24 protein-coding genes and 1 pseudogene are annotated in these 24,459 nt (G+C 71.4%); 14 read left to right on the top strand and 11 right to left on the bottom strand.

The genetic code is table 11. The features are described from left to right. Positions 1-94 precede the first annotated feature (94 nt). Positions 95-658: an NAD(P)H-dependent oxidoreductase gene (locus ACQF4J_RS07500; RefSeq protein WP_351572981.1), complete on the bottom strand. Its 564-nt coding sequence runs from the start codon at positions 656-658 to the stop codon at positions 95-97. Between the two features lie 99 nt (positions 659-757). Between ACQF4J_RS07500 and ACQF4J_RS07495 the strand changes: the two genes are divergently transcribed. After that, on the top strand, positions 758-1,441 hold the full coding sequence (locus tag ACQF4J_RS07495; RefSeq protein ID WP_427165236.1) for a TetR/AcrR family transcriptional regulator: 684 nt from the start codon (positions 758-760) through the stop codon (positions 1,439-1,441). Between the two features lie 655 nt (positions 1,442-2,096). Here ACQF4J_RS07495 and ACQF4J_RS07490 read toward each other — a convergent pair. Then, positions 2,097-3,230 (bottom strand): FAD-dependent oxidoreductase, encoded by a 1,134-nt coding sequence (locus ACQF4J_RS07490; protein WP_427165234.1) that lies wholly within the window; start codon positions 3,228-3,230, stop codon positions 2,097-2,099. Between the two features lie 37 nt (positions 3,231-3,267). Next, entirely contained in the window at positions 3,268-3,939 is a 672-nt protein-coding gene (locus ACQF4J_RS07485; protein WP_351802109.1) for a TetR/AcrR family transcriptional regulator, read from the bottom strand. A 148-nt stretch (positions 3,940-4,087) separates the two neighbouring features. Here ACQF4J_RS07485 and ACQF4J_RS07480 point away from each other — a divergent pair, with 148 nt between their 5' ends. From ACQF4J_RS07480 to ACQF4J_RS07470, 3 genes are read left to right on the top strand one after another with little or no spacing between them, the layout of a single operon-like run. Then, positions 4,088-5,122, top strand: coding sequence for a LacI family DNA-binding transcriptional regulator (locus ACQF4J_RS07480; protein WP_351572969.1), 1,035 nt, complete (start codon positions 4,088-4,090; stop codon positions 5,120-5,122). Between the two features lie 17 nt (positions 5,123-5,139). Next, complete coding sequence (locus ACQF4J_RS07475) at positions 5,140-6,318, top strand: 4-hydroxybenzoate 3-monooxygenase (RefSeq protein WP_427165231.1); 1,179 nt, start codon at positions 5,140-5,142, stop codon at positions 6,316-6,318. Between the two features lie 28 nt (positions 6,319-6,346). Further along, positions 6,347-7,783 carry an aldehyde dehydrogenase family protein gene (locus ACQF4J_RS07470; RefSeq protein ID WP_351572963.1) on the top strand — a complete coding sequence of 479 codons (1,437 nt, stop codon included), beginning with the start codon at positions 6,347-6,349 and terminating at the stop codon, positions 7,781-7,783. Between the two features lie 24 nt (positions 7,784-7,807). Here the strand turns inward: ACQF4J_RS07470 and trxA are convergent, their stop codons facing one another. Beyond that, the gene (gene trxA / locus ACQF4J_RS07465) at positions 7,808-8,194 is read right to left on the bottom strand and encodes a thioredoxin (RefSeq protein ID WP_351572960.1); all 387 of its coding nucleotides are present in this window, start codon (positions 8,192-8,194) and stop codon (positions 7,808-7,810) included. 123 nt (positions 8,195-8,317) lie between these two features. Between trxA and ACQF4J_RS07460 the strand changes: the two genes are divergently transcribed. Next, positions 8,318-9,751: a dihydrolipoyl dehydrogenase family protein gene (locus ACQF4J_RS07460; protein WP_351572957.1), complete on the top strand. Its 1,434-nt coding sequence runs from the start codon at positions 8,318-8,320 to the stop codon at positions 9,749-9,751. A gap of 25 nt (positions 9,752-9,776) precedes the next feature. Here the strand turns inward: ACQF4J_RS07460 and ACQF4J_RS07455 are convergent, their stop codons facing one another. Next, positions 9,777-10,421, bottom strand: a complete 645-nt coding sequence (locus tag ACQF4J_RS07455; RefSeq protein WP_427165228.1) for a peptide deformylase — start codon at positions 10,419-10,421, stop codon at positions 9,777-9,779. Positions 10,422-10,573: 152 nt separating this feature from the next. Here ACQF4J_RS07455 and ACQF4J_RS07450 point away from each other — a divergent pair, with 152 nt between their 5' ends. Beyond that, positions 10,574-12,019, top strand: a complete 1,446-nt coding sequence (locus ACQF4J_RS07450; RefSeq protein ID WP_427165226.1) for a PepSY-associated TM helix domain-containing protein — start codon at positions 10,574-10,576, stop codon at positions 12,017-12,019. 85 nt (positions 12,020-12,104) lie between these two features. Here ACQF4J_RS07450 and ACQF4J_RS07445 read toward each other — a convergent pair whose 3' ends face one another. From ACQF4J_RS07445 to ACQF4J_RS07435, 3 genes are all read right to left on the bottom strand, one after another. Further along, positions 12,105-12,452: a tetratricopeptide repeat protein gene (locus ACQF4J_RS07445; protein WP_351582757.1), complete on the bottom strand. Its 348-nt coding sequence runs from the start codon at positions 12,450-12,452 to the stop codon at positions 12,105-12,107. Positions 12,453-12,521: 69 nt separating this feature from the next. Continuing rightward, complete coding sequence (locus ACQF4J_RS07440; protein WP_427165223.1) at positions 12,522-12,965, bottom strand: MarR family transcriptional regulator; 444 nt, start codon at positions 12,963-12,965, stop codon at positions 12,522-12,524. After that, entirely contained in the window at positions 12,962-13,453 is a 492-nt protein-coding gene (locus ACQF4J_RS07435) for a MarR family winged helix-turn-helix transcriptional regulator (RefSeq protein ID WP_351582761.1), read from the bottom strand. Before ACQF4J_RS07435 ends, ACQF4J_RS07440 begins: the two co-directional genes overlap by 4 nt. 143 nt (positions 13,454-13,596) lie before the next feature. Between ACQF4J_RS07435 and ACQF4J_RS07430 the strand changes: the two genes are divergently transcribed. Further along, on the top strand, positions 13,597-14,562 hold the full coding sequence (locus ACQF4J_RS07430) for a pirin family protein (RefSeq protein ID WP_351582763.1): 966 nt from the start codon (positions 13,597-13,599) through the stop codon (positions 14,560-14,562). Between the two features lie 988 nt (positions 14,563-15,550). Here the strand turns inward: ACQF4J_RS07430 and ACQF4J_RS07425 are convergent. Together ACQF4J_RS07425 and ACQF4J_RS07420 are read right to left on the bottom strand one after the other, a co-directional pair. Next, complete coding sequence (locus tag ACQF4J_RS07425; protein ID WP_351582767.1) at positions 15,551-16,372, bottom strand: SCO6745 family protein; 822 nt, start codon at positions 16,370-16,372, stop codon at positions 15,551-15,553. A 59-nt stretch (positions 16,373-16,431) separates the two neighbouring features. Next, a complete protein-coding gene (locus ACQF4J_RS07420) occupies positions 16,432-17,265 on the bottom strand; it encodes an alpha/beta fold hydrolase (RefSeq protein WP_427165220.1) in 834 nt (277 codons plus the stop codon). A gap of 165 nt (positions 17,266-17,430) precedes the next feature. Between ACQF4J_RS07420 and ACQF4J_RS07415 the strand changes: the two genes are divergently transcribed. The 7 genes from ACQF4J_RS07415 (at position 17,431) to ACQF4J_RS07385 (ending at position 23,826) form a co-directional block, all read left to right on the top strand. After that, a complete protein-coding gene (locus ACQF4J_RS07415) occupies positions 17,431-18,630 on the top strand; it encodes an acetyl-CoA C-acyltransferase (RefSeq protein WP_351582772.1) in 1,200 nt (399 codons plus the stop codon). Beyond that, the gene (locus tag ACQF4J_RS07410) at positions 18,630-19,256 is read left to right on the top strand and encodes an HAD family hydrolase (protein WP_351582774.1); all 627 of its coding nucleotides are present in this window, start codon (positions 18,630-18,632) and stop codon (positions 19,254-19,256) included. The genes ACQF4J_RS07415 and ACQF4J_RS07410 overlap by 1 nt, the downstream gene beginning before the upstream one ends. Before the next feature lie 102 nt (positions 19,257-19,358). Continuing rightward, complete coding sequence (locus ACQF4J_RS07405) at positions 19,359-20,051, top strand: TetR/AcrR family transcriptional regulator (RefSeq protein ID WP_351582778.1); 693 nt, start codon at positions 19,359-19,361, stop codon at positions 20,049-20,051. A gap of 141 nt (positions 20,052-20,192) precedes the next feature. Continuing rightward, positions 20,193-21,011, top strand: a complete 819-nt coding sequence (locus ACQF4J_RS07400) for an SDR family oxidoreductase (protein WP_427165217.1) — start codon at positions 20,193-20,195, stop codon at positions 21,009-21,011. Beyond that, complete coding sequence (locus tag ACQF4J_RS07395; protein ID WP_351805992.1) at positions 21,008-21,832, top strand: enoyl-CoA hydratase-related protein; 825 nt, start codon at positions 21,008-21,010, stop codon at positions 21,830-21,832. The genes ACQF4J_RS07400 and ACQF4J_RS07395 overlap by 4 nt, the downstream gene beginning before the upstream one ends. Continuing rightward, a complete protein-coding gene (locus tag ACQF4J_RS07390) occupies positions 21,819-23,042 on the top strand; it encodes an acyl-CoA dehydrogenase family protein (RefSeq protein WP_399907880.1) in 1,224 nt (407 codons plus the stop codon). The genes ACQF4J_RS07395 and ACQF4J_RS07390 overlap by 14 nt, the downstream gene beginning before the upstream one ends. Position 23,043: 1 nt before the next feature. Further along, complete coding sequence (locus ACQF4J_RS07385) at positions 23,044-23,826, top strand: SDR family oxidoreductase (RefSeq protein WP_351805990.1); 783 nt, start codon at positions 23,044-23,046, stop codon at positions 23,824-23,826. Between the two features lie 21 nt (positions 23,827-23,847). Here ACQF4J_RS07385 and ACQF4J_RS07380 read toward each other — a convergent pair. After that, positions 23,848-24,430: pseudogene (locus tag ACQF4J_RS07380) on the bottom strand (dihydrofolate reductase family protein). Positions 24,431-24,459 lie beyond the last annotated feature (29 nt).

The raw sequence follows: 24,459 nt of genomic DNA, 5'->3' as shown, positions 1-24,459 counted from the left end.
AGGGGGCGTACGACGAAGGGCCGGGCCGCGTCGGGAACCAACCGGAACTGGTTCCCCATGCGGCCCGGCCCCTGCCGGCCTTCGTGGCCCGGTGTCAGGCCGCGACGGCCTCGCCCGCGTGGCCGTGCAGGCGGGCGACGACCTCGGTCAGCTGCGCGGCGACCTCGGCGTCGTCGGCCGGGTGGGTCTCGGCGAAGCGGGTCAGCGAGCCGGGGATGGACAGCTTGAGGTCCTCGATGACCTTGCCGCCGGCGATGCCCACGGCCTTGCGGGCCTCGTCCTGCGCCCACACGCCGCCGTACTGGCCGAACGCGGTGCCGACCACGGCCACCGGCTTGCCGCCGAAGGCACCGGCGCCGTAGGGGCGGGACAGCCAGTCGATGGCGTTCTTCAGGACGGCCGGAATGGTGCCGTTGTACTCGGGGGAGAAGAGCAGGAACGCGTCGGAGGCCTGGGCGGCGGCGCGCAGGCGCGCGGCGGCGGCCGGGACCTTGCCCTCGACGTCGATGTCCTCGTTGTAGAACGGGATCTCGGACAGGCCCTCGAAGATCTCGACGTCCGCGCCCTCGGGCGCGAACTTGACGGCCGCCTCGGCGAGCTGGCGGTTGGTCGAGCCGGCGCGGAGGCTGCCGACGAGCGCGAGGATACGAACAGACATGCGAACTCCAAAGATGCTGAAACAGTGCCGTCACAATCCGGACCGAGGTCCGTTTGATTTCTAGCACCTTAACCGGACCGCGGTCCAGTTTTGTTCCCGATGCTTTACGCTGTCTTCATGTCCGCCTCCGTGCCGCCCTTCCCGGCTTCCCAGGAGCCCACCGGCGAGGCCGAGTTGCTGCAGCTCGGATCCGTCGGGGACGAGCCCTGCCTGCGTGCCGACGCCGCCCGCAACCGAGCCGCGCTGCTGGAGGCGGCCTCCCGTCTGATCGCCGAGCACGGCGCGGCCGGGGTCACGATGGAGGCGGTGGCCGCGGCGGCCAACGTCGGCAAGGGAACCGTCTTCCGCCGCTTCGGTGACCGCACGGGTCTGCTGATGGCGCTGCTGGACCACTCCGCGAGGAAGCTGCAGGCCGACTTCCTCGGCGGCCCGCCGCCGCTGGGCCCCGGCGCACCGCCCATGGAGCGGCTGCGGGCGTTCGGTGTGGCGCTGCTGTACCGCTCGGCCGAGCAGCTGGATCTCCAGCTGGCCGCGCAGCCCGAGCCGGCCCGCCGGTACGCCCACCCCTCGACCCGGGCGCTCACGACGCACGTGATGGTGTTGCTGCGGCAGATCGTCCCGGACGCCGACTGCGAACTGCTCGCCCAGGCGCTGCTGGGCTACCTCGACCCCGCGCTCATCCACCATCTGACCAGCCAGCGGGGGATTCCCCTGGAGCGGCTGGAGCGCGGCTGGGTGGACCTGGTCGCCCGCGTGACGGGCACCGAGCTGCCGCCCTGCTGAACCCGCCCGCTCGCGGGCACCGGCCACCCACCTGCTGAGCCCGCTGAGTCGTGGGCGGGTGCCGGGCCGCCCGGCTGGGTCCGCTTGGCCGTGGGCGGTGCCGGGGTCGCCCTGTTGAGCCCGCTGAGTCGTGGGCGGGTGTCGGGGCCCCTGTTGAGCCCGCTGAGTCGCGGGCGCGTGCCGAGCCCGCCCGGCTGGGTCCGCTCGGTCGTGGGCGGGTGTCGGGGTCGCCCGGCTGGGTCCGCTCGGTCGTGGGCGGGTGTCGGGGCTGCCCGGCTGGGTCCGCTCGGTCGTGGGCGGGTGTCGGGGCTGCCCGGCTGGGTCCGCTTGGCCGTGGGCGGGTGTCGGGGCTGCCCGGCTGGGTCCGCTTGGCCGTGGGCGGGTGTCGGGGTCGCCCTGTTGAGCCCGCTGGGTCGTGGGCGGGTGTCGGGGTCGCCCGGCTGGGTCCGCTTGGCCGTGGGCGGGTGTCGGGGTCGCCCTGTTGAGCCCGCTGGGTCGTGGGCGGGTGCCGGGGCCGCCCGGGTGGGTCCGCTCGGTCGTGGGCGGGTGCCGGGGTCGCCCGGCTGGGTCCGCTTGGCCGTGGGCGGGTGCCGGGGTCGCCCGGCTGGGGCCGCTGAGTCGTGGGCGGGTGCCGAGCCCGCCCGTCTGTGCCCGCTCAGTCGTGGGCGGTGAACAGGTCGGCCAGCCGCTGCGGGGCGTCGGCCCGGAAGAGCGACTCGCCCTGCCGTGCCGACTCGGCCGCGGACCGCTCGCTGCGCGGGAACAGCTTCTCCTCGTAGGCGGCCAGCGCGGCCTCGGTGTCGCCCGGGTGCGCGGCGAGGGCCAGGCCCAGTTCGGCGCCGTCGAGCAGCGCGAGATTGGCGCCCTCGCCGGCGAACGGGGACATCAGGTGCGCGGCGTCGCCCAGCAGGGTCACGCCCGGGACGCGCTCCCAGCGGTGTCCGACCGGCAGGGCGTGGATGCGCCGCGGAACGAGGGCGTCGTCGGCGTCGGCGACCAGCGCCCGCAGGCTCTTGTCCCAGTCGGCGAAGTGCTCCAGAACCCTGGCCTTGGCCGCCTCGGTGTCGGTGAAGTCGACGCCGTCGAGCCATCCCTCGGCGCTTTCGAGCGCGGCGTAGACGTGCAGGCTGCCGTCGGTCTCCCGATGGGCGAGGAAGCCGCGGCCCTCCCCGAGGGCGAAGAGCATGCCGCCGCCGACCACCTCTGCGCTCACCGGGTGACGCAGATCCGCGTCGTGCAGGTCCGCCTCGACGAACGACACGCCGGTGTAGGCGGGCCGGGCGTCGGACACGAGCGGGCGCACCCGGGACCAGGCCCCGTCGGCGCCGACCAGCAGATCCGTGGTGAAGACCGAGCCGTCGGCGAGTGTCACCTCGTGTCGGCCGCCGCCGAGCGGCCGCGCGCCGGCGACCTTGGCGCCCCAGCGGACGGTGCCCTCGGGCAGTGAGCCGAGCAGCAGGTCGCGCAGGTCGCCGCGGTCGATCTCGGGACGGCCCCCGGCGTCGTCGTCCGGCTGCTCCAGGACGACGGTCGCGTCCTTGTCGAGGACCCGTACGGCCTGCCCGCCCTGGTGGACGAGGGCCAGGAACTCCTCGTGCAGCTCCGCCGCGCGCAGCGCCCGCTGCCCGGAGTCGTCGTGGATGTCGAGCATGCCGCCCTGGACGCGGGCGGTGGGGGAGGCGTCCAGGTCGTAGAGGGCCGCCTCGATGCCGTGCACGTGCAGCACGCGCGCGAGGGCGAGGCCGCCGAGTCCGGCGCCGACGACGGTGATGGGGTGGTGTGTGGTCATGGCGTGCTCCTTGGGGTGGGTCGGTGCGGCCGGAGGGTCAGTCGGGTACGGCGGTGCGCTCGATGCCGGCGATCAGCGTCCGCCGTCCCCAGGCCAGGCGGGCCTCGGGTGTGCCGGACAACAGCGCGTCACCCAGGGCGGCGATGCGCGGATGCGTACGCTCCGGGAGGTCGCGCAGGGCGCCGCGCAGGGCGTCCCAGTCCTCCTCGGCCGCATCGTCGACGTGCTCCGCGGCGGACGCCGTCGCATGCTGCAGCAGCAGGTCGACGCCCCACGCGGCCTGCGCGGGAGGGACACCGCCCTCGTCCAGCAGGGAGAGCAGCGTCTCGATCAGGTTCAGGTAGTGCGGGCCGCTGGGGCGGGCGCTCAGCGCGGAACGGGCCAGGCTCGGGTGCGCGAAGAGCATCTGCGTGTACGAGTCCAGCACCCGCTCCAGACGCTCGCGCCAGTCGCCCTCGGCCGGTGCCCGCCCGACGGTGCCGAGCAGCTCGTCCAGGACGGCCGCGTGCAACTCCGCGGTGTTGCGGACGTAGACGTACAGCGAGGCGGGGCCGGTGTCGAGCTCCTGCGCCAGGCGCCGCATGGTCACCTTCTGCAACCCCTCGGCCCGCAGGATCGCGACGGCGGCGGCCACGATGCCCTCCCTGGTCAGAGCGGGCTTGGCCGGCCGCTCCCGGCGGCTGCGCGAGGTGTCGGATCGGTCTGTCATGGCTCGACGGTAACGAACATGTTCGTTGCGAACAAGTTCGTGACGAACATGTTCGTCGAAATGGCTCGAACTCGCTCTCTACCGACTTGATTGCGAAGTTCCCCCACCCGGATCACCGGCGTCAGGTTCTGCGAAGATGCCGTACGTCATGGTGCAGATACCGAAAACGCCCGCGCCCTCGTCCGCGGCACCACGGTCCGTGCCGACGAGCGCCGACGTGGCCCGCCTGGCCGGCGTCTCGCGCGCGACCGTGTCCTACGTGCTCAACAACACCAGCACCGTCCGGATCAGCGAGCCCACGCGCCGCCGCGTCCACGAGGCCGCCAAGGAACTCGGTTACGTCCCCCACGCCGCCGCCCGCAGTCTGCGCGCCGGGCACAGCCGGCTCGTTCTGATGCCCGCGCCCGACGTCCCGGTCGGCCCGCTCTACAGCCGGTTCATCAGCGAGCTGCAGTGGGCGCTCGGCCGCCTCGACTACACGGTCGTGCAGTTCGGTTCGGTCGGTCTGCACGGTGACGAGGCCGTCCGCGCCTGGGCCGAACTGCGGCCGGTGGCCGTGCTGGTGCCCGGCCCGGGTCTCGGTCCGCAGGGCGTGCAGGTGCTCAAGGGCTCCGGCGCCCGGGCCGTGGTCACCCTGGGCCCCGAGCCCGTCGACGGCGCCCACGCCCTGCTGATGGACCACGAGGCCGTCGGTCACTGCGCGGGCAGCCACCTCCATGAGAGAGGCCGGTGCCGCATCGGGGTGGTCGTGCCCCGCGAACGCGGGCTGGAGTCCTTCTCCCTGCCCCGCCTCGAAGGCGTGCGCGACGCCCTGCGCGGCACCACCGCGACCCTCACCGAGCTGCCCCTCGCCTATGAGGAGGAGTCGGCCGCACGCCTCGCCGCCGACTGGCGAAATCTCGACCTGGACGCCGTGTTCGCTTACAACGACGAGTACGCGATGCTGCTGATGCGTGCCCTGCAGGACGAGGGTGTGCGCGTTCCGGAGGAGGTGGCCGTCATCGGCGCCGACGACCTGATGCTCGGCCGGCTGCTCAGGCCCCGGCTGAGCACGGTCCACATCGAGCTGCCGTCCGGCCGCGACCTCGCGGAACTCGTCGACCGCGCGGTCCGCGACCCCGCGGCCGCGCCCGAGACGCACAAGGTGCTGGGGGCCACGGTGGTCCACCGCGACTCCAGCTGACACCACGGGAGGCGCGCATGCGCACGACGGTCGGCATCATCGGCGCGGGCCCCGCCGGACTGCTCCTCGCCCGGCTGCTGCACCGCACGGGCATCGACTGCGTCGTCCTGGAGGCCAGGACGCGGGAGTACGTCGAGCACCGCCAGCGCGCCGGAATGCTGGAGCAGGGCACCGTCGATGCCCTGCGCGAGGCGGGGGCGGCGGAGCGTCTGAACGCCGAGGGGCTGGTGCATCAGGGCATCGAGCTGCGCTTCGACCGCGAACGCCACCACGTCGACTTCCCCACGCTCACCGGCGGCCGCACCGTCACCATCTACGCCCAGACCGAGATCGTGAAGGACCTCGTCGCCCTCCAACTGGCCGACGGGCCGCCCCTGTTGTTCGACGCGGAGGCCCTCGCGATCGAGAAGCCGGACAGCGACACGCCCGTCGTACGGTTCGTGCACGAGGGCCGGGAGCAGACGCTCACCTGCGACTGGGTGGCCGGCTGCGACGGCTTCCACGGCATCTCCCGCGAGGCGTTCCCGGCCGCCGCCGGCCGGGCCTACGCGCACGACTACCCGTACTCCTGGCTCGGGATCCTCGCCGACGTGGCCCCGTCCTGCGAGGAGCTCGTCTACGCGCGCGGGGAGAACGGCTTCGCCCTGCACAGCATGCGCTCGCCGCGCGTCTCCCGCCTCTACCTCCAGGTCCCCAACGACACCGACCCCGAGGACTGGCCGGACGACCGCATCTGGGACGAGCTCGCCGCCCGCTTCGCCGTCGACGCCGACTGGACCCTGCGCCGCGGCCCCATCACCGCAAAGTCGGTGACGCCGATGCGCAGCTACGTCCACGAGCCGATGCGCCACGGCCGCCTGCTGCTGGCCGGCGACGCCGCCCACATCGTCCCGCCCACCGGCGCCAAGGGCCTCAACCTGGCCGTCTCCGACGTCCGCGTCCTGGCCCGCGCCTTCGCCGAACTGCACCGCAGCGGCTCCGAGCAACTCCTCGACGACTACTCGCGGATGTGCCTCTCCCGCGTGTGGCAGGCCACGCGATTCTCGTACGAGATGACTAAGATGTTGCATGCTCAACCAGATGGGGACGCGTTCGAGACCCGGCTGCAGCTCGCAAGGTTGCGCCGGATCACCGCGTCCCGCCACGCGGCGGCCGAACTGGCCGCCAACTACACGGGACTTCCGCTCATGATCTGAGTCCCAGGTGACGAAACGGAGAGCCGTCATGCCGTTGCTCGACCCGAAAACCTGGCAAGCCCGTCCGCTGTCGGGACCGGAGTACGCCGTCACGGAGCCCGCCACCGGGGACACGCTGGCGACCGTCACCCTCGCCGCCGCCGAGGACGTCGCCACGGCCGCCGAGGCCGCCCGCGCCGCCCAGACCGAGTGGGCCCGCGTCCCGCACTTCGTCCGCGCGGGCGTCCTGCGCAAGGCCGGCGACCTGTTCGCCGCACACGCCGACGAACTGCGCGACTGGCTCGTCCGCGAGTCCGGCTCGATCCCCGGCAAGGCGGACTTCGAACTGCACGTCGCCGCCCAGGAGTGCTACGAGGCCGCCGCACTCGCCTCCCGCCCGGCCGGACAGATCCTGCCCAGCGAGGCACCCCGACTGTCGTACACCCGCCGCGTCCCGGTGGGTGTGGTCGGTGTGATCTCCCCGTTCAACGCGCCGCTGATCCTCTCCATCCGCTCGGTCGCCCCCGCCCTCGCGCTCGGCAACGCGGTCCTGCTCAAGCCGGACCCGCGGACCGCCGTCTGCGGTGGCCTGTCCCTGGCTGCCGTCTTCGCGGAGGCGGGCCTGCCCGAGGGCCTGCTGCACGTGCTGCCCGGCGGTCCCGACGTCGGCCAGGCACTCGTCGCCGACCCGGGCGTGCCGGTCATCTCCTTCACCGGCTCCACCGCCGCCGGCCGTGCCGTCGGCGAGGCCGCGGGACGCCACCTCAAGCGCGTCCACCTGGAGCTGGGCGGCAACTCCGCCCTGGTCGTCCTGGAGGACGCCGACATCGACGCGGTGATCTCCACGGCCGCCTGGGGCTCGTTCTTCCACCAGGGCCAGATCTGCATGACGACCGGCCGGCACCTCGTCCACCAGTCGCTGTACGAGGACTACGTCGAGCGCCTCGCGGCCAAGGCCGACTCCCTCGCCGTCGGCGACCCGCACCGCGAACAGGTCCACCTGGGCCCGATCATCGACGACCACCAGCTCACGAAGATCCACGGACTGGTCGAGGCCAGCACCTCGCAGGGCGCGAAGCTGGCCGCCGGCGGCACCCACGAGCGGCTGTTCTACCGGCCGACGGTCCTCGCGGGCGTCGACGACCGCACCCCCGCGTACGCCGAGGAGGTCTTCGGCCCGGTCGCGCCCGTACGGTCCTTCGCCACCGCCGACGAGGCGGCCGCGCTGGCCGCGGCGGGGGAGTACGGCCTGTCCCTGGGCATCGTCACCCGCGACACCGCCCGTGGCCTGGACCTCGCCGAGCGGATTCCGACCGGCATCGTCCACATCAACGACCAGACGGTCAACGACGAGGCCGTGGCACCCTTCGGCGGCGTCGCCGCCTCCGGCACCGGCGCCCGCTTCGGCGGCGAGGCCAACCTGGAGGCCTTCACCGACGTCCGCTGGACGACCGTACGCGGAGACGTCGCGCCGTACCCGTTCTAGCCGAGGTCCGTCCGAAGGCGGCCGCTACTGGCCGTTGTGCTCGGCCTGCGCCTGCTGCTCGGCGACCGCCTTGCGGACCTCGTCCATGTCCAGCTTGCGCGCCTGCCCGATGACGTCCGCCAGGGCGGCCTCGGGCAGCGCGCCCGGCTGCGCGAACACGGCCACCTGGTCGCGGACGATCATCAGCGTAGGGATCGACTGGATACCGAAGGCCGCGGCCAGCTCCGGCTGCGCCTCCGTGTCGATCTTGCCGAACACCAGGTCCGGGTTCTCCTCGGCAGCCTTCTCGTAGACCGGCGCGAACTGACGGCACGGCCCGCACCAGGACGCCCAGAAGTCGATCAGGACGAACTCGTTGTCCGTGACCGTCTGGTCGAAGTTCTCCTTGGTGAGCTCCACGGTGCTGCTCATGACCTGAATCCTTCTTCCTGCTGTCGGGGCGAAGCCGTCGGCACAAACGCGGCCGGGCGGTCAGCTATTCCGCGAGCCCCTACCCGTGTGGTCTCAGCGCACACCACCCACCAGACTGACCCCATGACGGAAACGGAAACCTTCGCGTACGACGTCGTGGTGCTCGGGGCCGGCCCGGTGGGGGAGAACGTCGCCGACCGCACCCGCGCGGCCGGCCTGTCCACCGCGGTCGTCGAGAGCGAGCTGGTCGGCGGCGAATGCTCGTACTGGGCCTGCATCCCCAGCAAGGCGCTGCTGCGCCCGGTGATCGCCCGCGCGGACGCGCGGCGCGTACCCGGCCTGCGCCAGTCGGTGCAGGGCCCCCTCGACGCCGCCGCGGTCCTCGCGCACCGCAACTACTACACCTCCGACTGGCACGACGAGGGCGCCGCCCAGTGGCTGGACGGCATCGGCGCCGACCTCCACCGGGGCCACGGACGGCTGACCGGCCCGCGCACGGTGACCGTCACCGCCTCGGACGGCACCCGGAAGGTGCTCACCGCCCGGCACGCCGTCGCCGTCTGCACCGGCACCGACGCCGTCCTGCCCGACCTGCCCGGCCTCGCCGACGTCAAGCCGTGGACCAGCCGCGACGCCACCAGCGCGCAGGAGGTGCCCGGGCGTCTCGTGGTCGTCGGCGGGGGAGTGGTCGCCACCGAGATGGCCACCGCCTGGCAGGCCCTCGGCTCGCGGGTCACCGTCCTCGTCCGCGGCAAGGGCCTGCTCAACCGCATGGAGCCGTTCGCCGGGGAACTCGTCGCCGAGGCCCTCACCGAGGCCGGCGCGGACGTCCGCACCGGCACGTCGGTCGAGTCGGTGACCCGCGAGAACGGCACGGTCGTGGTCGTGACCGACGCCGGCGACCGCATCGAGGCCGACGAGATCCTCTTCGCCACCGGCCGCAGGCCGCGCACCGCCGACATCGGCCTGGACACCGTCGGCCTGGAACCCGGCGGCTGGCTCCCGGTCGACGACAGCCTGCGCGTCACCGGCCACGACTGGCTCTACGCCGTCGGCGACGTCAACCACCGCGCGCTCCTCACCCACCAGGGCAAATACCAGGCCCGCATCGCCGGTGCCGCCATCGCCGCGCGGGCCTCCGGGGTCCCCATCCTGGAGTCGGATCCCTGGGGCGCCCACGCCGCCACCGCCGACCACGACGCCGTCCCCCAGGTCGTCTTCACCGACCCGGAGGCCGCGGCCGTCGGCCTCTCCCTGGCCGAGGCGGAACAGGCCGGCCACCGCGTGCGCGCCGTGGACGTCGAGATGTCGTCGGCCGCGGGTGCGGGCCTGTACGCCGACGGCTACAAGGGCCGGGCCCGCATGGTCGTCGACCTCGAAGAGGAGATCCTGCGCGGCGTGACCTTCGTCGGCCCCGGCGTCGGCGAACTCATCCACTCGGCGACGATCGCGGTCGCCGGTCAGGTGCCCATCAGCCGCCTGTGGCACGCGGTGCCGTCGTTCCCGACGATCAGCGAGGTGTGGCTGCGACTGCTGGAGGCGTACCGGGACAACTGACGCGCGCGGCGGGGCACTTGGCAGGTCACGGCAGCCGGAAGCCGAGTGCCCTCGCCGCCTCCTCGGGCGTCGGCTGCGTCCACAGCCGCGCCATCGCCTCGTTCGACGCCAGTGAGCGGGGCTCCGCCCGGTCGAGGTAGAGCATCCCGTCGAGATGATCCGTCTCGTGCTGCACGATCCGGGCCGGCCACCCGCTGAACACCTCGTCCACCGCGCGCCCGTGCTCGTCCTCGGCCGTCAGCCGCACCTGCGCGTGCCGCGCCACCACGGCCTGCCAGCCCGGCACGCTCAGGCAGCCCTCGAAGAAGGCGGCCCGGGCGGGCCCGGCGGGCTCGTACGAGGGATTCACCAGCACCCGGAACGGCTGCCGCTCCCGGCCCCGGGCCAGCCGGATCTCCTCCGGCACCGGTGCCGGGTCCTCGATCACCGCGATCCGCAGCCCCACGCCGACCTGCGGAGCCGCCAGGCCCACGCCCGGTGCCGCGTGCATGGTGACGCGCAGCGCCTCGACGAAGCGGGCGAACAGCGCCGGATCGAGCTGACCGTCGAAGCGTTCGGTGCCGCGCCGCAGCACCGGATCACCGGCCGCGACGATCGGCAGCGGGCCGTCGGTGGCGAGGAGTTCCTCGACCTGCTCGGCAAAGGACGCGTGATCACGGGGAGTTGCCATTCGGCAAGCATCGCACGACGCCTCCGGGACCCCGTGTCCCGCCGTGTGGCGTAAGCCACTTGCCCCTCCGGGAACTCAGGGCTTCCTCCCTCCGACTACTGGACCACTACAGCCACACCGTCCCGTCCCCACCGCCCCGGAGAAGCCCGCCAATGTCCACCGCTCCCTCGCCCTCCCCCCATCTCGGCTCCGCTGGATCGGGGGGACCCCCGTCGGACGAGGTCTCCCCGCCCGCCGCCCCGTCAGCGCGCCCCGGCCGGTGGGCGCCCCTACGGCCCCTGGTGCTGCGCCTGCACTTCTACGCCGGTGTGTTCGTCGCCCCGTTCCTGCTCGTCGCAGCCGTCACCGGCTTTCTGTACGCGGGCGCCTTCCAGGCCGAAAAGCTGGTCTACGCCCATGAGTTGAGCGTCACCGAGGTGGGCGACGCCAAGCTGCCCGTCTCCCGCCAGGTGGCCGCCGCCCGCAAGGCCCACCCCGAGGGCACGGTGTCGGCGGTACGGCCCTCCCCGGAGGCCGACGCCACGACCAGGGTGCTGCTCTCCGGCGTCGAGGGCGTCGACGCCGGCCACACGCTCGCCGTCTTCGTCGACCCCTACACCGCCGAGGTGCGCGGCGCCCTCGAACAGTACGGTTCGACCGGGGCGCTGCCGCTGCGCACCTGGATCGACGAGTTCCACCGTGACCTCCACCTGGGCGAGAACGGCCGCCTCTACAGCGAGTTCGCCGCGAGCTGGCTGTGGGTGATCGCGGGCGGCGGGCTGGTGCTGTGGTTCTCCCGGCGCCGGGCCCTGCGCACGGTGCGCGGCACCCGTGGCCGGCGCCGCACTCTGGGGCTGCACGGCACGGTCGGCGTGTGGGCCGCCGCCGGCTTCCTCTTCCTGTCGGCGACCGGCCTGACCTGGTCGACGTACGCCGGCGCGAACGTCGACGAGCTGCGCACCTCGCTCGGCCAGGCCACCCCGTCCGTCTCCACCGTGGCGGGCGGTGAGCACGCCGGTCACGGCGCCTCCGCCACGACCGGCTCCGGTGAACACGGTGTCGGCCTGGACAAGGTGCTCGCGGCGGCCCGGGCCGAGGGCCTGACGGACCCGGTGGAGATCGTGCCACCCGCCGACGAGAAATCCGCGTACGTCGTGCGGCAGGTCCAGCGCAGCTGGCCGGAGAAGCAGGACTCGGTCGCCGTCGACCCGGCGACCGGTGAGGTCACCGACGTGCTGCGGTTCACGGACTACCCGTTGCTGGCCAAGCTGACGCGGTGGGGCATCGACCTGCACACCGGCATCCTGTTCGGCCTGGTCAACCAGATCGCCCTCATGTTGCTGTCGCTCGCTCTGGTCCTGCTGATCCTCTGGGGCTACCGCATGTGGTGGCAGCGCGGCCGCGATTCCGCCTTCGGCCGGCCCGTCCCGCGCGGAGCCTGGCAGCAGGTCCCCCCGGTGATCCTCGTCCCGGGCGTCGCCGTCATCGCCGTATTCGGCTACTTCGTGCCCCTGCTCGGCATCCCGCTGGCCGCCTTCGTCGTGGTGGACGTCGTGCTCGGCGAGATCGCGCACCGGCGCGGGCGCCGCACACCCGGCGGTGCGCCGGCCGTCAAGTAGCCTGCGCCGCCATTCCGATGCCGACGGCCGGGCCCGGTTTCCGTACGGAAACCGGGCCCGGCCGTCTCACCGTTCAGGGCCTCGCTCAGACCTGCTCGAAGTCGCCCGCCAGTGCCGAGGCGATGCGCAGATGCGATGCGGCCTCCTCCCGCCGCCCCTGGCGCTCCAGCGTGCGGCCGAGCATCAGCCGGGCGTAGTGCTCGACCGGGTCGCGCTCGACGAGGATGCGCAACTCGGCTTCGGCGCGCTTGAGTTGTGCCGAGTGGTAGTAGGAACGGGCCAGCAGCAGCCGCGGGCCGGTCTGCTCCGGCACCTCCTCGACCAGGCCGCCCAGCACGCGCGCGGCGCCGGCGAAGTCCTTGGCGTCGAAGAACATCCGCGCGCGCTCCCAGCGCTCCGCCGGTGTCCCGTGGTCGTAGTACGTCGTGTTCACTGCTGCCTCCTTCGGTCTGCGCAACCGAGGAAGGCCTTCGCCTATTCCGGTACGGCGTCGAGGCCGCGCTCAGGCGCCCATGGCCGCGAGTTCCGCGTTGGCCCGCTCGGTCACCAGGGCCAGTACGCGGCCGGCGGCGGCGAGGTCCTCGGCCGGTATCCCGGACCAGACCCGGGCCGAGAGCTCCCCGGTCTCGGCGCCGACCTCGGCGTAGAGCGCGCGGCCGGCGTCGGCGGCCCTGACGCGGGTCGCCTCGGCCGTCAGCAGACCCTTGCCGATCAGTTCCTCGACGACGCCCCGCGTCTCGGCGGCGTCCACCTTGAGCGAGCCGGTGACCTGGGCGACGAGGGCGTCGCGGTCGACCGGCGCCTCGGCGACGACGACGGACCTGAGGGTGATGTGCTGCTGGAACGTGAGGCCGTGCCGGATCAGGACGCTCTCCAGCGCGGCGCGGGCGGCGTAGTGGGCCAGGCCCAGGGCCCGGGCGTCGGCGACGGGCGCGGTGGTGGTCATGACTGCTCCTTCTTGTTCGGGGTGTTCTCGCTGAACGGATCAAGAGGTGCGTCGAGCAGGGTGGCCAGGTCGCGGGTGAACTCCCGCGTGCGGGGGGCGTCGAGGCCGCCGAGCGGCGCCAGCAGCTGCTGCAGCAGCCCTTGCACGACCTGGATCGCACGCCGGGTGACCTGTTGGCCCTGCTCGGTGAGGGCCAGTTGCACGGCGCGTGGATCGCGGGGGTCCCGGGCGCGTTCCAGGAGGCCGGCCGACTCCAGGCCGCGCGCCAGCTTGGACACGTACAGCGCCTCCAGGCCGGTGTGGTCGGCGAGGCGGCGCTGGCTCGGACGCTCGCCCCCGCGCTGCATGCCGTACAGCGAGGCCACCAGGGAGTACTGCGCGTGGGTCAGTCCGAGCGGGGCCACCGCCCGGTCGACCGCCACCCGCCACTTCATCGACAGACGCCACACGAGGAACCCGGGCGTCGCCTTCTCGGAACCGCTGCTCATGAAAATACGATACATGGCTACTATGTCCATGGCTACTAAATTTGGAAGTCCCCCTGGGCTGTCGTGTCCCGTGAGCCGCGGTGGCCGGGACCGCCCGGGTGACGGACTGACGGGACCGCCCCGACGGGACTAGGTTGGGCTTCATGAGCAATCTTGATCGCGAGGCGGTTCCCGCCCTGTGCGGCGGCCGTGGCTTCGTGGTGGCGGAGCCCGTTCGCGAACTCCTCAGCCCGCGCCGCGTCAAACTCGGCGAGTCGACCGAAGTCCGCCGTCTCCTGCCCAACCTCGGCCGCCGCATGGTCGGCGCCTGGTGCTTCGTCGATCACTACGGTCCCGACGACATCGCCGACGAACCGGGCATGCAGGTCCCGCCCCACCCGCACATGGGCCTGCAGACGGTGAGCTGGCTGCACCAGGGCGAGGTGCTGCACCGTGACTCGACCGGCAGCCTGCAGACGATCCGCCCCCGGGAACTCGGGCTCATGACCTCGGGCCGGGCGATCAGCCACTCCGAGGAGAGCCCCCGGACGCACGCCCGCTACCTGCATGGCGCCCAGCTGTGGGTGGCCCTCCCCGACGGCCACCGCCACACCGACCCGCACTTCGAGCACCACGCCGAACTGCCCGTCGTCACGGCCCCGGGCCTGAAGGGCACCCTGATCCTCGGCGACCTCGACGGCGCGACCTCGCCCGGTACGACGTACACCCCCCTCGTCGGCGCCGACCTGGCCCTCTCCGCCGGGGCGGACGTACGCCTGCCGCTGGAGCCGGACTTCGAGTACGCCGTGCTGTCCATGTCCGGCGAGGCCCATGTCGACGGCGTGCCGGTACTGCCGGGCTCGATGCTCTACCTCGGCTGCGGCCGCACCGAACTCCCCCTGCGCGCCGAGTCGGACGCGGCGCTGATGCTCCTGGGCGGTGAGCCGTTCGAGGAGGAGCTGATCATGTTCTGGAACTGGATCGGGCGGTCCCAGGAAGAGATCGAGCAGGCACGCCGGGACTGGATGGAGGGCACTCGCTTCGGCGAGGTGAAGGGCTACGACGGCGCGCCCCTGCCCGCTCCGGAGCTGCCGCCCCTGCCGCTGAAGCCACGGGGGAGAGTGCGCTGACCAGCTGAAACGCGTCAGCATCGGTGGGCGGAAGGCGGTCGGGTGATTCTCACTGTCTTCCACCTGCTTGCCGGAGGGCGTCTGAACAGCTGGCTGGCTCCGGCTGGTGCGGTTGGCGATTCCACAGTGTGGCTGTCTATGGGTGGCTGTGCCAGGACTCTTGCTGACCTGATGCTGACTTTGCTGACGCCCCGTCAGGCTGGGGTGAGGAGCTCTTCTTCCAGCTTCGGCGCTTGCGTAGGCGTTTGCAGGTTCGGTGGTGCCGGGACTGATGCTGACCTGGCCGGCGGTCGAGTCGGGCGTTGCGGTGGGACGGCGTCACTCTCACTGCCGCCTTGTGGAGATTCCACAAGGTTCCGATGTCATCGCTGCCTGTCGGCAGCGCCGCTTGTGTCCGATCCGAAAAGGTGCTGCGCCGGAGAGTGATGAGCAGGTTCTTCGTCTGTGCGTGATACACGGTCGGCCCCTTGCTGACCTGAGGCAATGAGGGGAGCGGGCTGATGCGGAGCCGAGTCGGTCCGCGCCTGGCCGGATCTTGGACTGAGGGCTGCCGAGGGGATGGTGAGCGGGGCCTGGCCGTGCTGCGCTCTGGCGAATGAGACGCCCGATGAGGCAACGCTGCGAGGTGCAGACGAAGTGCCGTCCGCAAGAGGGCGGCTGCAGCTCTGCCATGACCTGATCCCGATGACGCACCACGTGGAGTGCGTCGCCATCCTCGAACCGGCCGCGAAGCGCTCCTGACCTGGGATTTTATGCCCGCGCATTATGTGCCGTGTGGGCGTTACGGGGGATATCTTGACGCTGAAATGATGCTCGTGGCGCTCTGATGGCCACTCTGTGGGGCAGGTTGGCCGCATGGGTCTGATCGACGGTGCGCTGCTACGGACGGTGAGCGGGAACGTCCAGGCAACACTCTGCCGCCTCGAGCCGTACGATGCAGGCGGCGCAGGTGCCCATCGGCTTCTGGGTCCGGGCGGACAAGGCCGGGTCAGCCGAGCTTGAGAAGACCGGCTTCGAGGACGGCTCGTCCGAAGGAGCCGGCGAGTTCGGCGAGACGCTCACAGTCGGCGTCACCCAGGGCGGCGTAGGCGGGAAGGGCCAGACGGTCGGTGCGGTCCTCGATGTGCCGGCGCAGGGTGATGCCCTCCGCGCTGAGGGAGTCGCCGTCGAGGAGGCCCCGCTCACGGAGGCTCTCCTGGGTGCCGGCCCACTCCTCCTCGGGCCATGCGCGGCTCATCTTGAGGAAGTCGACGGGAACCTCACCCGTGGCGGCGTGCAGCACGAGGGCTTCCAGGCCTCCGACGCCCTCGCTCAGCAGGCACGCGACATGGCCGTCGCCACGGAACTCCCGGAGCAGCGTCTGGGCGTGCCACAGGCGCAGCACCGGCTCATCCGGCCAGGGCAGAGCGGCGTGCGCGGCGAAGAGCGGGCGGCCCTGCGCTTGTTCGCAGGCCGCCTCGGCGGCCCGCCGGCTCAGCGCCAGGACCTCGCCCAGCTCGGGCAGTTCGTGGATTCCCGCCCGCCGCAGGGCTTCGCCCGCGGCGGCGTACCGGGCGTCCAGCACCTGCTGCGGCGTCGTCGCGTCCCAGGCGCCGTCGAGTGCCTGCCGTACGAGATCGGGGTTGAAGTTGTAGAAGGTCGAGATGACCAGCTCGGCGGGGGCCCGGCCGAACGCGGCGCTCCGCGAGGTGAAGTAGCCTGCGCGTCCGCTCAGTCCGAGGTCGGCGTACCGTCGCCTCGCCTCGGGGACGAAGTAGATCATGCCGTGCACGGGCTCGAGTCCGCGCCAGGCCGCGCGCGCTGTCTTCACGGGTCACCTCTTCGGAGAGTCGGTCAACGGGGTGTTCGCTGTGGTTCCGGACTGGGGTACTAGCCGTGCGCTCGCAGGTGTTCGAGCAGCAGACGGTTCAGCGTGTCGGGTGCCTCCTCGGGGACCCAGTGGCTGACGCCCCGGAGGGTCTCGAAGCGGTACGGCCCCTCGACCCACCGCCCGGTCCCGTGTGCCGGCGCCGGGCCGAACGCCCTGTCGTTCGTGCTCCAGACGTACAGCGTGGGCACCTCGATCGTGCCGATACTGCCGTCCGGGCGGCCTGCCCGGTACCAGTTCAGCGCAGCGGTGAGAGCGCCCGGCCGGGACAGGTGCCGGACATAGGTCTCAACACTGTCCTGCGGGACCTTCCTGGCGTAGAGGGCGCGAAGCAGTTGGGCGTCGTGGGCCAGCATGCGCTCCTCGGTCGCGGGGGTCTCGCGCCAGTCGATCATGTAGTGCGAGCGCTCACGCTGGTCCTCGTCGGTGCGCAGGGCGGTGGCGAGGGCGCCGGGATGCGGTGTCGAGACAACCGTGAGGGTGCGTACGCGGCCGGGGTGGGCGGCCGCGGTCCACCAGGCCACCGCGCCGCCCCAGTCGTGACCGACCAGGTCGAACGTCGACCACCCCAGTTCCTCCGTGATCGCGACCACGTCGTCGACGAGAAGGCTCATGCGGTAGTGCTCGGCCCGCTCGGGGCGGGCGCCGGGGGAGTAGCCGCGCTGGTCGGGCGCCACCATCCGGTAGCCCTGCGCGGCCAACGCCGCGATCTGCCGTTCCCAGGCCAGCCCCGTCTGTGGGAAGCCGTGCAGCAACAGCACCGGTCGGCCCTCCGGCGGGCCCGCCTCGATCGCGTCGAAGACGCCCGCACTGGTGGAGATGCTCAGCTCGGTCACGACCCCCCCCTTCATACCGACTGGTCGGTAGCCTTCAGGTGCAGAGGCGGACTGTCAAGGCCGCGGGCGCGCCTGCTTCCCGGCGGATGCAGGACGCCCACTATTGAACTTGACGCCGGATTCAACTATAACGTGGCGTCGGACCAGCAGAGACAGTGAGGCGACATGAGGGAAGCAGTCATCGTTTCGACGGCACGGACGCCGATCGGAAAGGCGTACCGCGGCGCGTTCAACGACACCCAGACGCAGGAACTCGCCGCCCATGCCCTGGCCCACGCCGTACGGCGCGCCGGGCTCGAGGGAGGCGAGGTCGAGGACGTGCTCTTCGGCTGCGCCGCGCAGCAGGGGGCATCCGGTTTCAACGTCGCGCGCCAGGCAGTTCTCCGCGCCGGGCTCCCGGACACCGTGTCGGGGATGACGATCGACCGGCAGTGCTCGTCGGGCCTGATGGCCATCGCGACGGCCGCCAAGCAGATCGTCGCCGACGGTATGCAGGTCACGGTGGGCGGTGGCGTCGAGTCGATCTCCCTCGTGCAGAACGAGCACATGAACACGCACCGCATGACGGATCCCTGGCTGGTCGAGCGCAAGCCGAGCATCTACATGCCGATGCTGCAGACGGCGGAGATCGTCGCCGAACGCTACGGCGTGAGCCGGGAACGTCAGGACGAGTTCGCTCTGCTGTCGCAGCAGCGCACCGCGGCGGCGCAGGAGGCCGGGCGGTTCGACCAGGAGATCGTCGCCCTCGACAGCGTCAAGAAGGTGCTCGACAAGCAGTCGGGGGAGGTGCGGCACGAGAAGGTCACCCTGACCCGGGACGAGGGCAACCGCGCCTCGACGACGCTCGAAGGCCTGGCCGGCTTGGCGCCGGTGCTGCCCGACGGCCAGGTGAGCGCGCAGTCCAGCGTGACGGCGGGCAACTCCTCGCAGCTCTCGGACGGGGCTTCGGCGTCGGTGCTGATGGAGTCCAGGGAGGCCGAGCGCCGCGGACTGCAGCCGCTGGGCGTCTACCGGGGCATGGCCGTCGCCGGTTGCGGCCCGGACGAGATGGGCATCGGGCCGGTGTTCGCCATCCCGAAGCTGCTCAAGCAGCACAACCTCACCGTCGACGACATCGGCCTGTGGGAGCTCAACGAGGCGTTCGCCTCCCAGGCGTTGTACTGCCGCGACGAACTGCACATCGACCCCGAGCGGTTCAACGTCAACGGCGGCGCGATCTCGGTCGGTCATCCGTACGGAATGACCGGTGCACGACTGGTGGGACACGCCCTCGTCGAGGGCAAGCGCCGCGGGGTCCGGTACGTGGTGATCTCGATGTGCGTCGGCGGCGGAATGGGTGCGGCCGGACTGTTCGAGGTCGCCTGATGGAGAAGACCAGAACCGCGGTCCTGGTCGACTTCGGCGGAGTCATCACCTCCAGCGTGCTGCAGGCGTTCACCGACTTCGGGGCCTCCCTCGGCGGCGACCCACGTCTGCCGTTGGAGCTCCTCAGCCGGGACCAGCCGTCACGCGCCCTGCTGTCCGACCACGAGTGCGGCCGTATCGACGCCGAAGCCTTCGAGCGGGGATTCGCCCAACGTCTCCGGGCTCACGGTGCCGACGTCCAAGCCGAGGGACTCACCGCCCGCATGCAAGCAGGCATGTCGATCGACCAGGACATGCTCGCCCTGCTCGGCGATCTCCGAGCCGCCGGGCATCCCGTCGCGCTGGTGTCCAATTCTTTCGGTACCGGTACCTACGACGGTGTCGATCTGGCCTCGCTCGCCGACGTGGTCGTCATCTCCGCCATGGTCGGGATCCGTAAACCCTCCCGGCGGATCTACGCGATCGCCTGTGAACGTCTCTGCGTCGACCCCGAGGAGGCGGTCATGATCGACGATCTGCAGCAGAACCTCGACGGGGCGGCACGGATCGGGATCGGCGGTGTACTGCACACCAGCGCCGCCGACACCCGCCGCCGGCTCGCCGAAAGCTTCGGGATCGGCGCCTGATCGATCGGCCGATCGGGAATTGCTGGATGTGCCTCTTCTTCGACCTTCTTCGGACGGACGCGGTTTGTGACTATGGCGTCGGATTCAAGTAAAGTTCCCGCGATGGACACCACCGCGCCCGAGGAGATCGACGGCGAGCAGCCGCCCCCGATGGCGCCCCTGTCGCACCTTCGCGAGCCGCCCACGACGAAGCGCGGAGCGCGGACGCGGGCCGCTCTGGTGAAGGCCGCGCGGAAGGTGTTCGAACGGGACGGCTACCTCGACACCCGCCTGACCGACATCACCAAAGAGGCGCAGTGCGCGGCGGGGTCGTTCTACACCTACTTCGCGGGCAAGGAAGAGGTGCTCGCCGCCGTCCTCCTGGAGGCGCAGGAGGACATGCTGCACCCCGGCATGGCCCGGGTGGAGGATGCCGACGACCCCTATGCGGTGCTCGAGGCGAGCAATCGCGCGTATCTCCAGGCGTACAAGCGCAACGCGAAGCTGATGGCGCTGCTCGAGCAGGTGGCGCAGGTCGAGCCGGAGTTCCGTACATTCCGGAGCCGGCGCGCCGACGCGTTCATCCGCCGCAATGCCCGCGGTATCGCCGACCTGCAGGCGCGGGGTGTCGCAGACCGGGACGTCGATCCGATGCTGGCCTCCCGTGCGCTGTCGGGCATGGTCAGCGTCATGGCCTACAACGCCTTCGTGCTCGGTGAGCGCGAGGAAGAAGGCACGCCGGTGGACTTCGAGGAGCTCGTGTCCACAGTCAGCCGGCTCTGGGCGAACGCCCTGCGGTTCCCTGACCACCGCTGACCCGGCAGCCTGAGCCGGGGCGAAGCCCGCCACCACCCCTGTGTGGGGTGACGTACGCCCGACTGTTGAACTTGACGTCGGATTCAACTATACAGTTCGGACGGACGGAGCACGGTCCCACCATCTCGGAGAGGGTTCGCTGTGAACGTTGCACGAAGAGTCGCCATCGTCACCGGTGGTGCCGGCGGTATCGGCAGCGCGCTGGTCGCGCGGCTCGCTCGCGAGGGTGCCCGGGTCGTTGTCACGGACCTCGACGCGGACAGCGCGCGGGCGGTGTCGGACAGGGCCAACGCCGACCATCCGGGGAGCACTGTCAGCGCCGGCGCGGACGCGTCGGACACCCCCCAGATCCAAGAGCTGATCGACCTGGCGGAGAGCACGTTCGGCCCGGTCGACCTCTACTTCGCCAACGCGGGCATCGCCGGCGCACCCGGCCTCGACGTGAGCGAACAGGACTGGGACCTGTCGATCGACGTCAACCTGCGCGCCCACATCCGTGCGGCACAACTTCTGGTCCCGCGCTGGCTGGAGCGCCGCGAAGGCTACTTCGTCACTACCGCCTCGGCCGCCGGGCTGCTCACCCAGATCGGCTCCGCCACGTACGCCGTCACCAAGCACGCCGCCGTCGGCTTCGCCGAATGGCTGAGCGTCACGTACGGCGATCGCGGGGTCCGGGTCAGCTGTCTGTGCCCGATGGGCGTGAACACCCGGATGCTGACCGCCGGGAAGGACTCCGGGGACGCGCTGGGACGAGCGGCCACGCAGGCCGTCATGTCCGCGGGTGACGTCCTGGAGCCGGCCGAGGTCGCCGACGCCGTCCTGACCGCCATCGCCGACGAGCGCTTCCTGATCCTGCCCCACGAAGAGGTGCTGGACATGTACCGGCAGAAGGGCGCGGACTACGACCGGTGGCTGCGCGGAATGCGCCGCTACCAGAGCTCCCTCCTGGAGCAGGAATGACCGGCGCGAGCGGCGAGCTCGTCCTCGCCGAACACCGCGGGCCCGTGCTCGTCCTCACCTTCAACCGGCCCGCCAAGCTGAACGCCTGGACCGACGAACTCGAAGATCGCTACTTCGCGCTCCTCGACGCCGCCGAGGACGACCCGGACGTACGTGCCGTCGTGGTGACCGGCGCGGGGCGCGGATTCTGTTCCGGCGCCGACCTCCAACTCCTGCGGTCCGTCCGAGAGATCGGCGAGGCCTCCGCGGTGGACACAGCGCGGCGCCGCCCGCGCGACCTGCCGCTGACCCTGCGCAAACCGCTGATCGGCGCGGTCAACGGGGTCGCCGCCGGCCTGGGCATGGTGGAAGCGCTCTACTGCGACCTCCGCTTCGGCTCGCCCTCGGCCCGGTTCACCACGGCCTTCGCGCAACGCGGGCTCATCGCCGAGTACGGCATCTCCTGGCTGCTGCCCCGGCTGGTGGGGCACAGCCGAGCCATGGACCTGCTGCTGTCGAGCCGCATGGTGGACGCCGACGAGGCACTGCGTATCGGACTCCTCGACCATCTGGTCCCCACCGGCAGCGTGGTCGACGCGGCTGTCGCGTACGCCACTGACCTGGCGACGCGCTGCTCCCCGGGCTCCATGGCCACCATCAAGAGCCAGCTGCACCACGACGCGGACGGCGCCTACGCCGACTCCGTGGCCCGCGCGGAGAGCCTCATGCTCCAGGCCTTCAGTGGGGCCGATGTCGTCGAAGGCGTGGCCGGCCACCTCGAGAAGCGCCCCCCGAGTTTTCCTCCCCTACCCCCCGTCAGGAGTTCGGATGTCCCTGTTTGAGACGTCGGATCGAGCCAAGAAGTACCAGGCGGATCTGCTGGAGTTCATGGACTCGCACATCTACCCCGCCGAGTCGGTCTACCACGAGCAGATGCGCGCCTCCGGTGACCCGCACTTCCAGCCGCCGATCCTCGAGGAACTCAAGGCGGAGGCACGGCGGCGCGGCCTGTGGAACCTCTTCCACCCGCACCCGGAGTGGGGGCCGGGGCTGACGAACCTCGAGTACGCGCCGCTGGCGGAGATCATGGGGCGCAGTCACATCGCCTCCGAAGCGTGCAACTGCAACGCTCCCGACACCGGCAACATGGAGGTGCTCACGCTGTTCGGCAGCGACGAGCACAAGGAGAAGTACCTCAAGCCCCTGCTCGACGGGACGATGGCCTCGGCCTTCGCGATGACCGAGCCGCAGGTCGCCAGCTCCGACGCCACCAACATCGAGCTGCGGATGGAACGCGACGGCGACGAGTACGTGCTCAACGGCCGGAAGTGGTTCGCGTCCAACGCCCTGCACCGCAACTGCAAAGTACTCATCGTCATGGGCAAGACCGACCCCACCGCCGCTGTGCACCGGCAGCAGTCGATGATGGTCGTCCCCATCGACGCCCCCGGGATCACGGTGATGCGCGGTCTGCCGGTGTTCGGCTACCAGGACCGCGAGGGACACGCCGAGATCGACTTCACCGACGTACGGGTACCGGCCAAGGACCTCCTCAAGGGTGAGGGAGAGGGCTTCGCGATCAGCCAGGCCCGGCTCGGACCCGGTCGGATCCACCACTGCATGCGGGCCATCGGCGCGGCCGAGCGGGCGCTGGAGCTGATGTGCCGGCGCGCGCAGTCACGGGTGACCTTCGGCAGCCCGGTCGCCGAACGGTCCAACATCCAGGACTGGATCGCGGAAGCACGCATCGACATCGAGATGATCCGGCTGCTCACGCTCAAGGCCGCGTACCTGATGGACACGGTCGGCAACAAGGAAGCGCGCACCGAGATCGCGGCCATCAAGGTGGCCGCACCGAACATCGCGCTGAAGATCGTCGACCGCGCGATCCAGGTGTACGGCGCTGCGGGCGTGACCGAGGACTTCCCGCTGGCGATGATGTACGCCCACCTGCGGACGTTGAGGCTGGCTGACGGTCCCGACGAGGTCCACAAGCGGGCCATCGCCAAGCAGGAACTGCGTCAGTACCGCAACGCGGCAGTGGTGAGCTGACATGGCCGGACTGGATCTCACCGGCCGCACCGCCGTCGTCACGGGTGCCTCACGCGGTATCGGGCTGGCGATCGCCCAGGCCCTCGCCGCTGCCGGCGCGAACGTCGTCCTCACCTCCCGCTCCCAGGAGGCGGCGGACGCCGCCGCGGCCCAGGTCGGCGGCACAGCGGTCGGCGTCGGGGCCCACGCGGTCGACGAGGAGGCGGCCCGGCGCTGTGTCGAGCTGACGCTCGAACGGTTCGGCAGCCTGGACATCCTCGTCAACAACGCGGGGACCAACCCGGCCTTCGGGCCTGTCATCGACCAGGACCACGGCCGGTTCGCCAAGACCTTCGACGTGAACCTGTGGGCTCCCGTCCTGTGGACGGGCCTGGCCACCCGGGCCTGGATGGGCGAGCACGGAGGCGCGGTCGTCAACACGGCATCGGTCGGCGGCATGGCCTTCGAGGCGAACATCGGCCTGTACAACGCGTCGAAGGCCGCACTGATCCATCTCACCAGGCAACTGGCCCTGGAACTCTCACCGAAGGTCCGCGTCAACGCGGTGGCACCCGGTGTGGTGCGCACCAAGCTGGCCGAGGCCCTGTGGAAGGAGCACGAGCAGGCCGTCTCCGCCTCGACGGCACTGGGGCGTATCGGGGAGCCCGCCGACATCGCCTCGGCGGTCGCCTTTCTGGTCTCGGAAGGGGCGAGTTGGATCACCGGCGAGACCATGGTGATCGACGGCGGCCAACTCCTGGGTGACGCGGTCCCGTTCAGGCAAGGAGCCGGTATCGGCATCTGAGGCGTGTTGCACAGAGGTGGTTCAGAGACCTGCGCGGCTGAACGTCACATGCGTGACCCCGCTGGGCGAGGAGGTGGCCTCGACCCGGTAGTCCTTCTCGACGCTCTCCAGTCCGTCCCAGAGGCGTACGCCCCGGCCGAGAAGGATCGGGACCACCACGACGTGCAGATGGTCGATGAGCCCGGCGGCGAGGAAGTCGCGGATCAGGGTGGGTCCCCCGCCGATGCGTACGTCCTGGCCGCCAGCGGCCTCGCGGGCCGTCTCCAGCGCCTCGGCGGGCGACGTATCGAGGAAGTGGAAGGTCGTGCCGTCCTCCATCTCGATCGACGGGCGCGTGTGGCGGGTGAGGACGAAGGTCGGTGTGTGGAAGGACGGGTTGGGCCCCACCACCCCTTCCACTCCTCGTCTTCGTGCCATCCGGGTTGGCCGTACTTCACGGCGCCCATGATCTCGGCGCCGATCCCGGGCGTGAACTGCGCACGAAGGCGTCGTCGAGGCCGCTGGTACCGCCCGGCTCGCCGGTCATCTCGTGCCACCACCGGGTGGCGAACATCCACTGGTGCAGCCTTTCACCGGCGTGGCCGAACGGCGCTTCCCGGCTCAGACCCTCACCGGTGCCGAAGCCGTACGACT

Source organism: Streptomyces sp. C1-1, from assembly GCF_050214755.1.
GTDB lineage: Bacteria > Actinomycetota > Actinomycetes > Streptomycetales > Streptomycetaceae > Streptomyces.
Note: the sequence above shows the minus strand (reverse complement) of the source record. Positions and strands in the feature narration are given on the sequence as shown.

Coding starts and splice junctions, on each gene's coding strand:
- ACQF4J_RS07500 (WP_351572981.1), bottom strand. CDS start 658: ATGTCTGTTCGTATCCTCGCGCTCGTCGGCAGCCTCCGCGCCGGCTCG.
- ACQF4J_RS07495 (WP_427165236.1), top strand. CDS start 758: ATGCTTTACGCTGTCTTCATGTCCGCCTCCGTGCCGCCCTTCCCGGCT.
- ACQF4J_RS07490 (WP_427165234.1), bottom strand. CDS start 3,230: ATGACCACACACCACCCCATCACCGTCGTCGGCGCCGGACTCGGCGGC.
- ACQF4J_RS07485 (WP_351802109.1), bottom strand. CDS start 3,939: ATGACAGACCGATCCGACACCTCGCGCAGCCGCCGGGAGCGGCCGGCC.
- ACQF4J_RS07480 (WP_351572969.1), top strand. CDS start 4,088: ATGGTGCAGATACCGAAAACGCCCGCGCCCTCGTCCGCGGCACCACGG.
- ACQF4J_RS07475 (WP_427165231.1), top strand. CDS start 5,140: ATGCGCACGACGGTCGGCATCATCGGCGCGGGCCCCGCCGGACTGCTC.
- ACQF4J_RS07470 (WP_351572963.1), top strand. CDS start 6,347: ATGCCGTTGCTCGACCCGAAAACCTGGCAAGCCCGTCCGCTGTCGGGA.
- trxA (WP_351572960.1), bottom strand. CDS start 8,194: ATGAGCAGCACCGTGGAGCTCACCAAGGAGAACTTCGACCAGACGGTC.
- ACQF4J_RS07460 (WP_351572957.1), top strand. CDS start 8,318: ATGACGGAAACGGAAACCTTCGCGTACGACGTCGTGGTGCTCGGGGCC.
- ACQF4J_RS07455 (WP_427165228.1), bottom strand. CDS start 10,421: ATGGCAACTCCCCGTGATCACGCGTCCTTTGCCGAGCAGGTCGAGGAA.
- ACQF4J_RS07450 (WP_427165226.1), top strand. CDS start 10,574: ATGTCCACCGCTCCCTCGCCCTCCCCCCATCTCGGCTCCGCTGGATCG.
- ACQF4J_RS07440 (WP_427165223.1), bottom strand. CDS start 12,965: ATGACCACCACCGCGCCCGTCGCCGACGCCCGGGCCCTGGGCCTGGCC.
- ACQF4J_RS07435 (WP_351582761.1), bottom strand. CDS start 13,453: ATGAGCAGCGGTTCCGAGAAGGCGACGCCCGGGTTCCTCGTGTGGCGT.
- ACQF4J_RS07430 (WP_351582763.1), top strand. CDS start 13,597: ATGAGCAATCTTGATCGCGAGGCGGTTCCCGCCCTGTGCGGCGGCCGT.
- ACQF4J_RS07415 (WP_351582772.1), top strand. CDS start 17,431: ATGAGGGAAGCAGTCATCGTTTCGACGGCACGGACGCCGATCGGAAAG.
- ACQF4J_RS07410 (WP_351582774.1), top strand. CDS start 18,630: ATGGAGAAGACCAGAACCGCGGTCCTGGTCGACTTCGGCGGAGTCATC.
- ACQF4J_RS07405 (WP_351582778.1), top strand. CDS start 19,359: ATGGACACCACCGCGCCCGAGGAGATCGACGGCGAGCAGCCGCCCCCG.
- ACQF4J_RS07395 (WP_351805992.1), top strand. CDS start 21,008: ATGACCGGCGCGAGCGGCGAGCTCGTCCTCGCCGAACACCGCGGGCCC.
- ACQF4J_RS07390 (WP_399907880.1), top strand. CDS start 21,819: ATGTCCCTGTTTGAGACGTCGGATCGAGCCAAGAAGTACCAGGCGGAT.
- ACQF4J_RS07385 (WP_351805990.1), top strand. CDS start 23,044: ATGGCCGGACTGGATCTCACCGGCCGCACCGCCGTCGTCACGGGTGCC.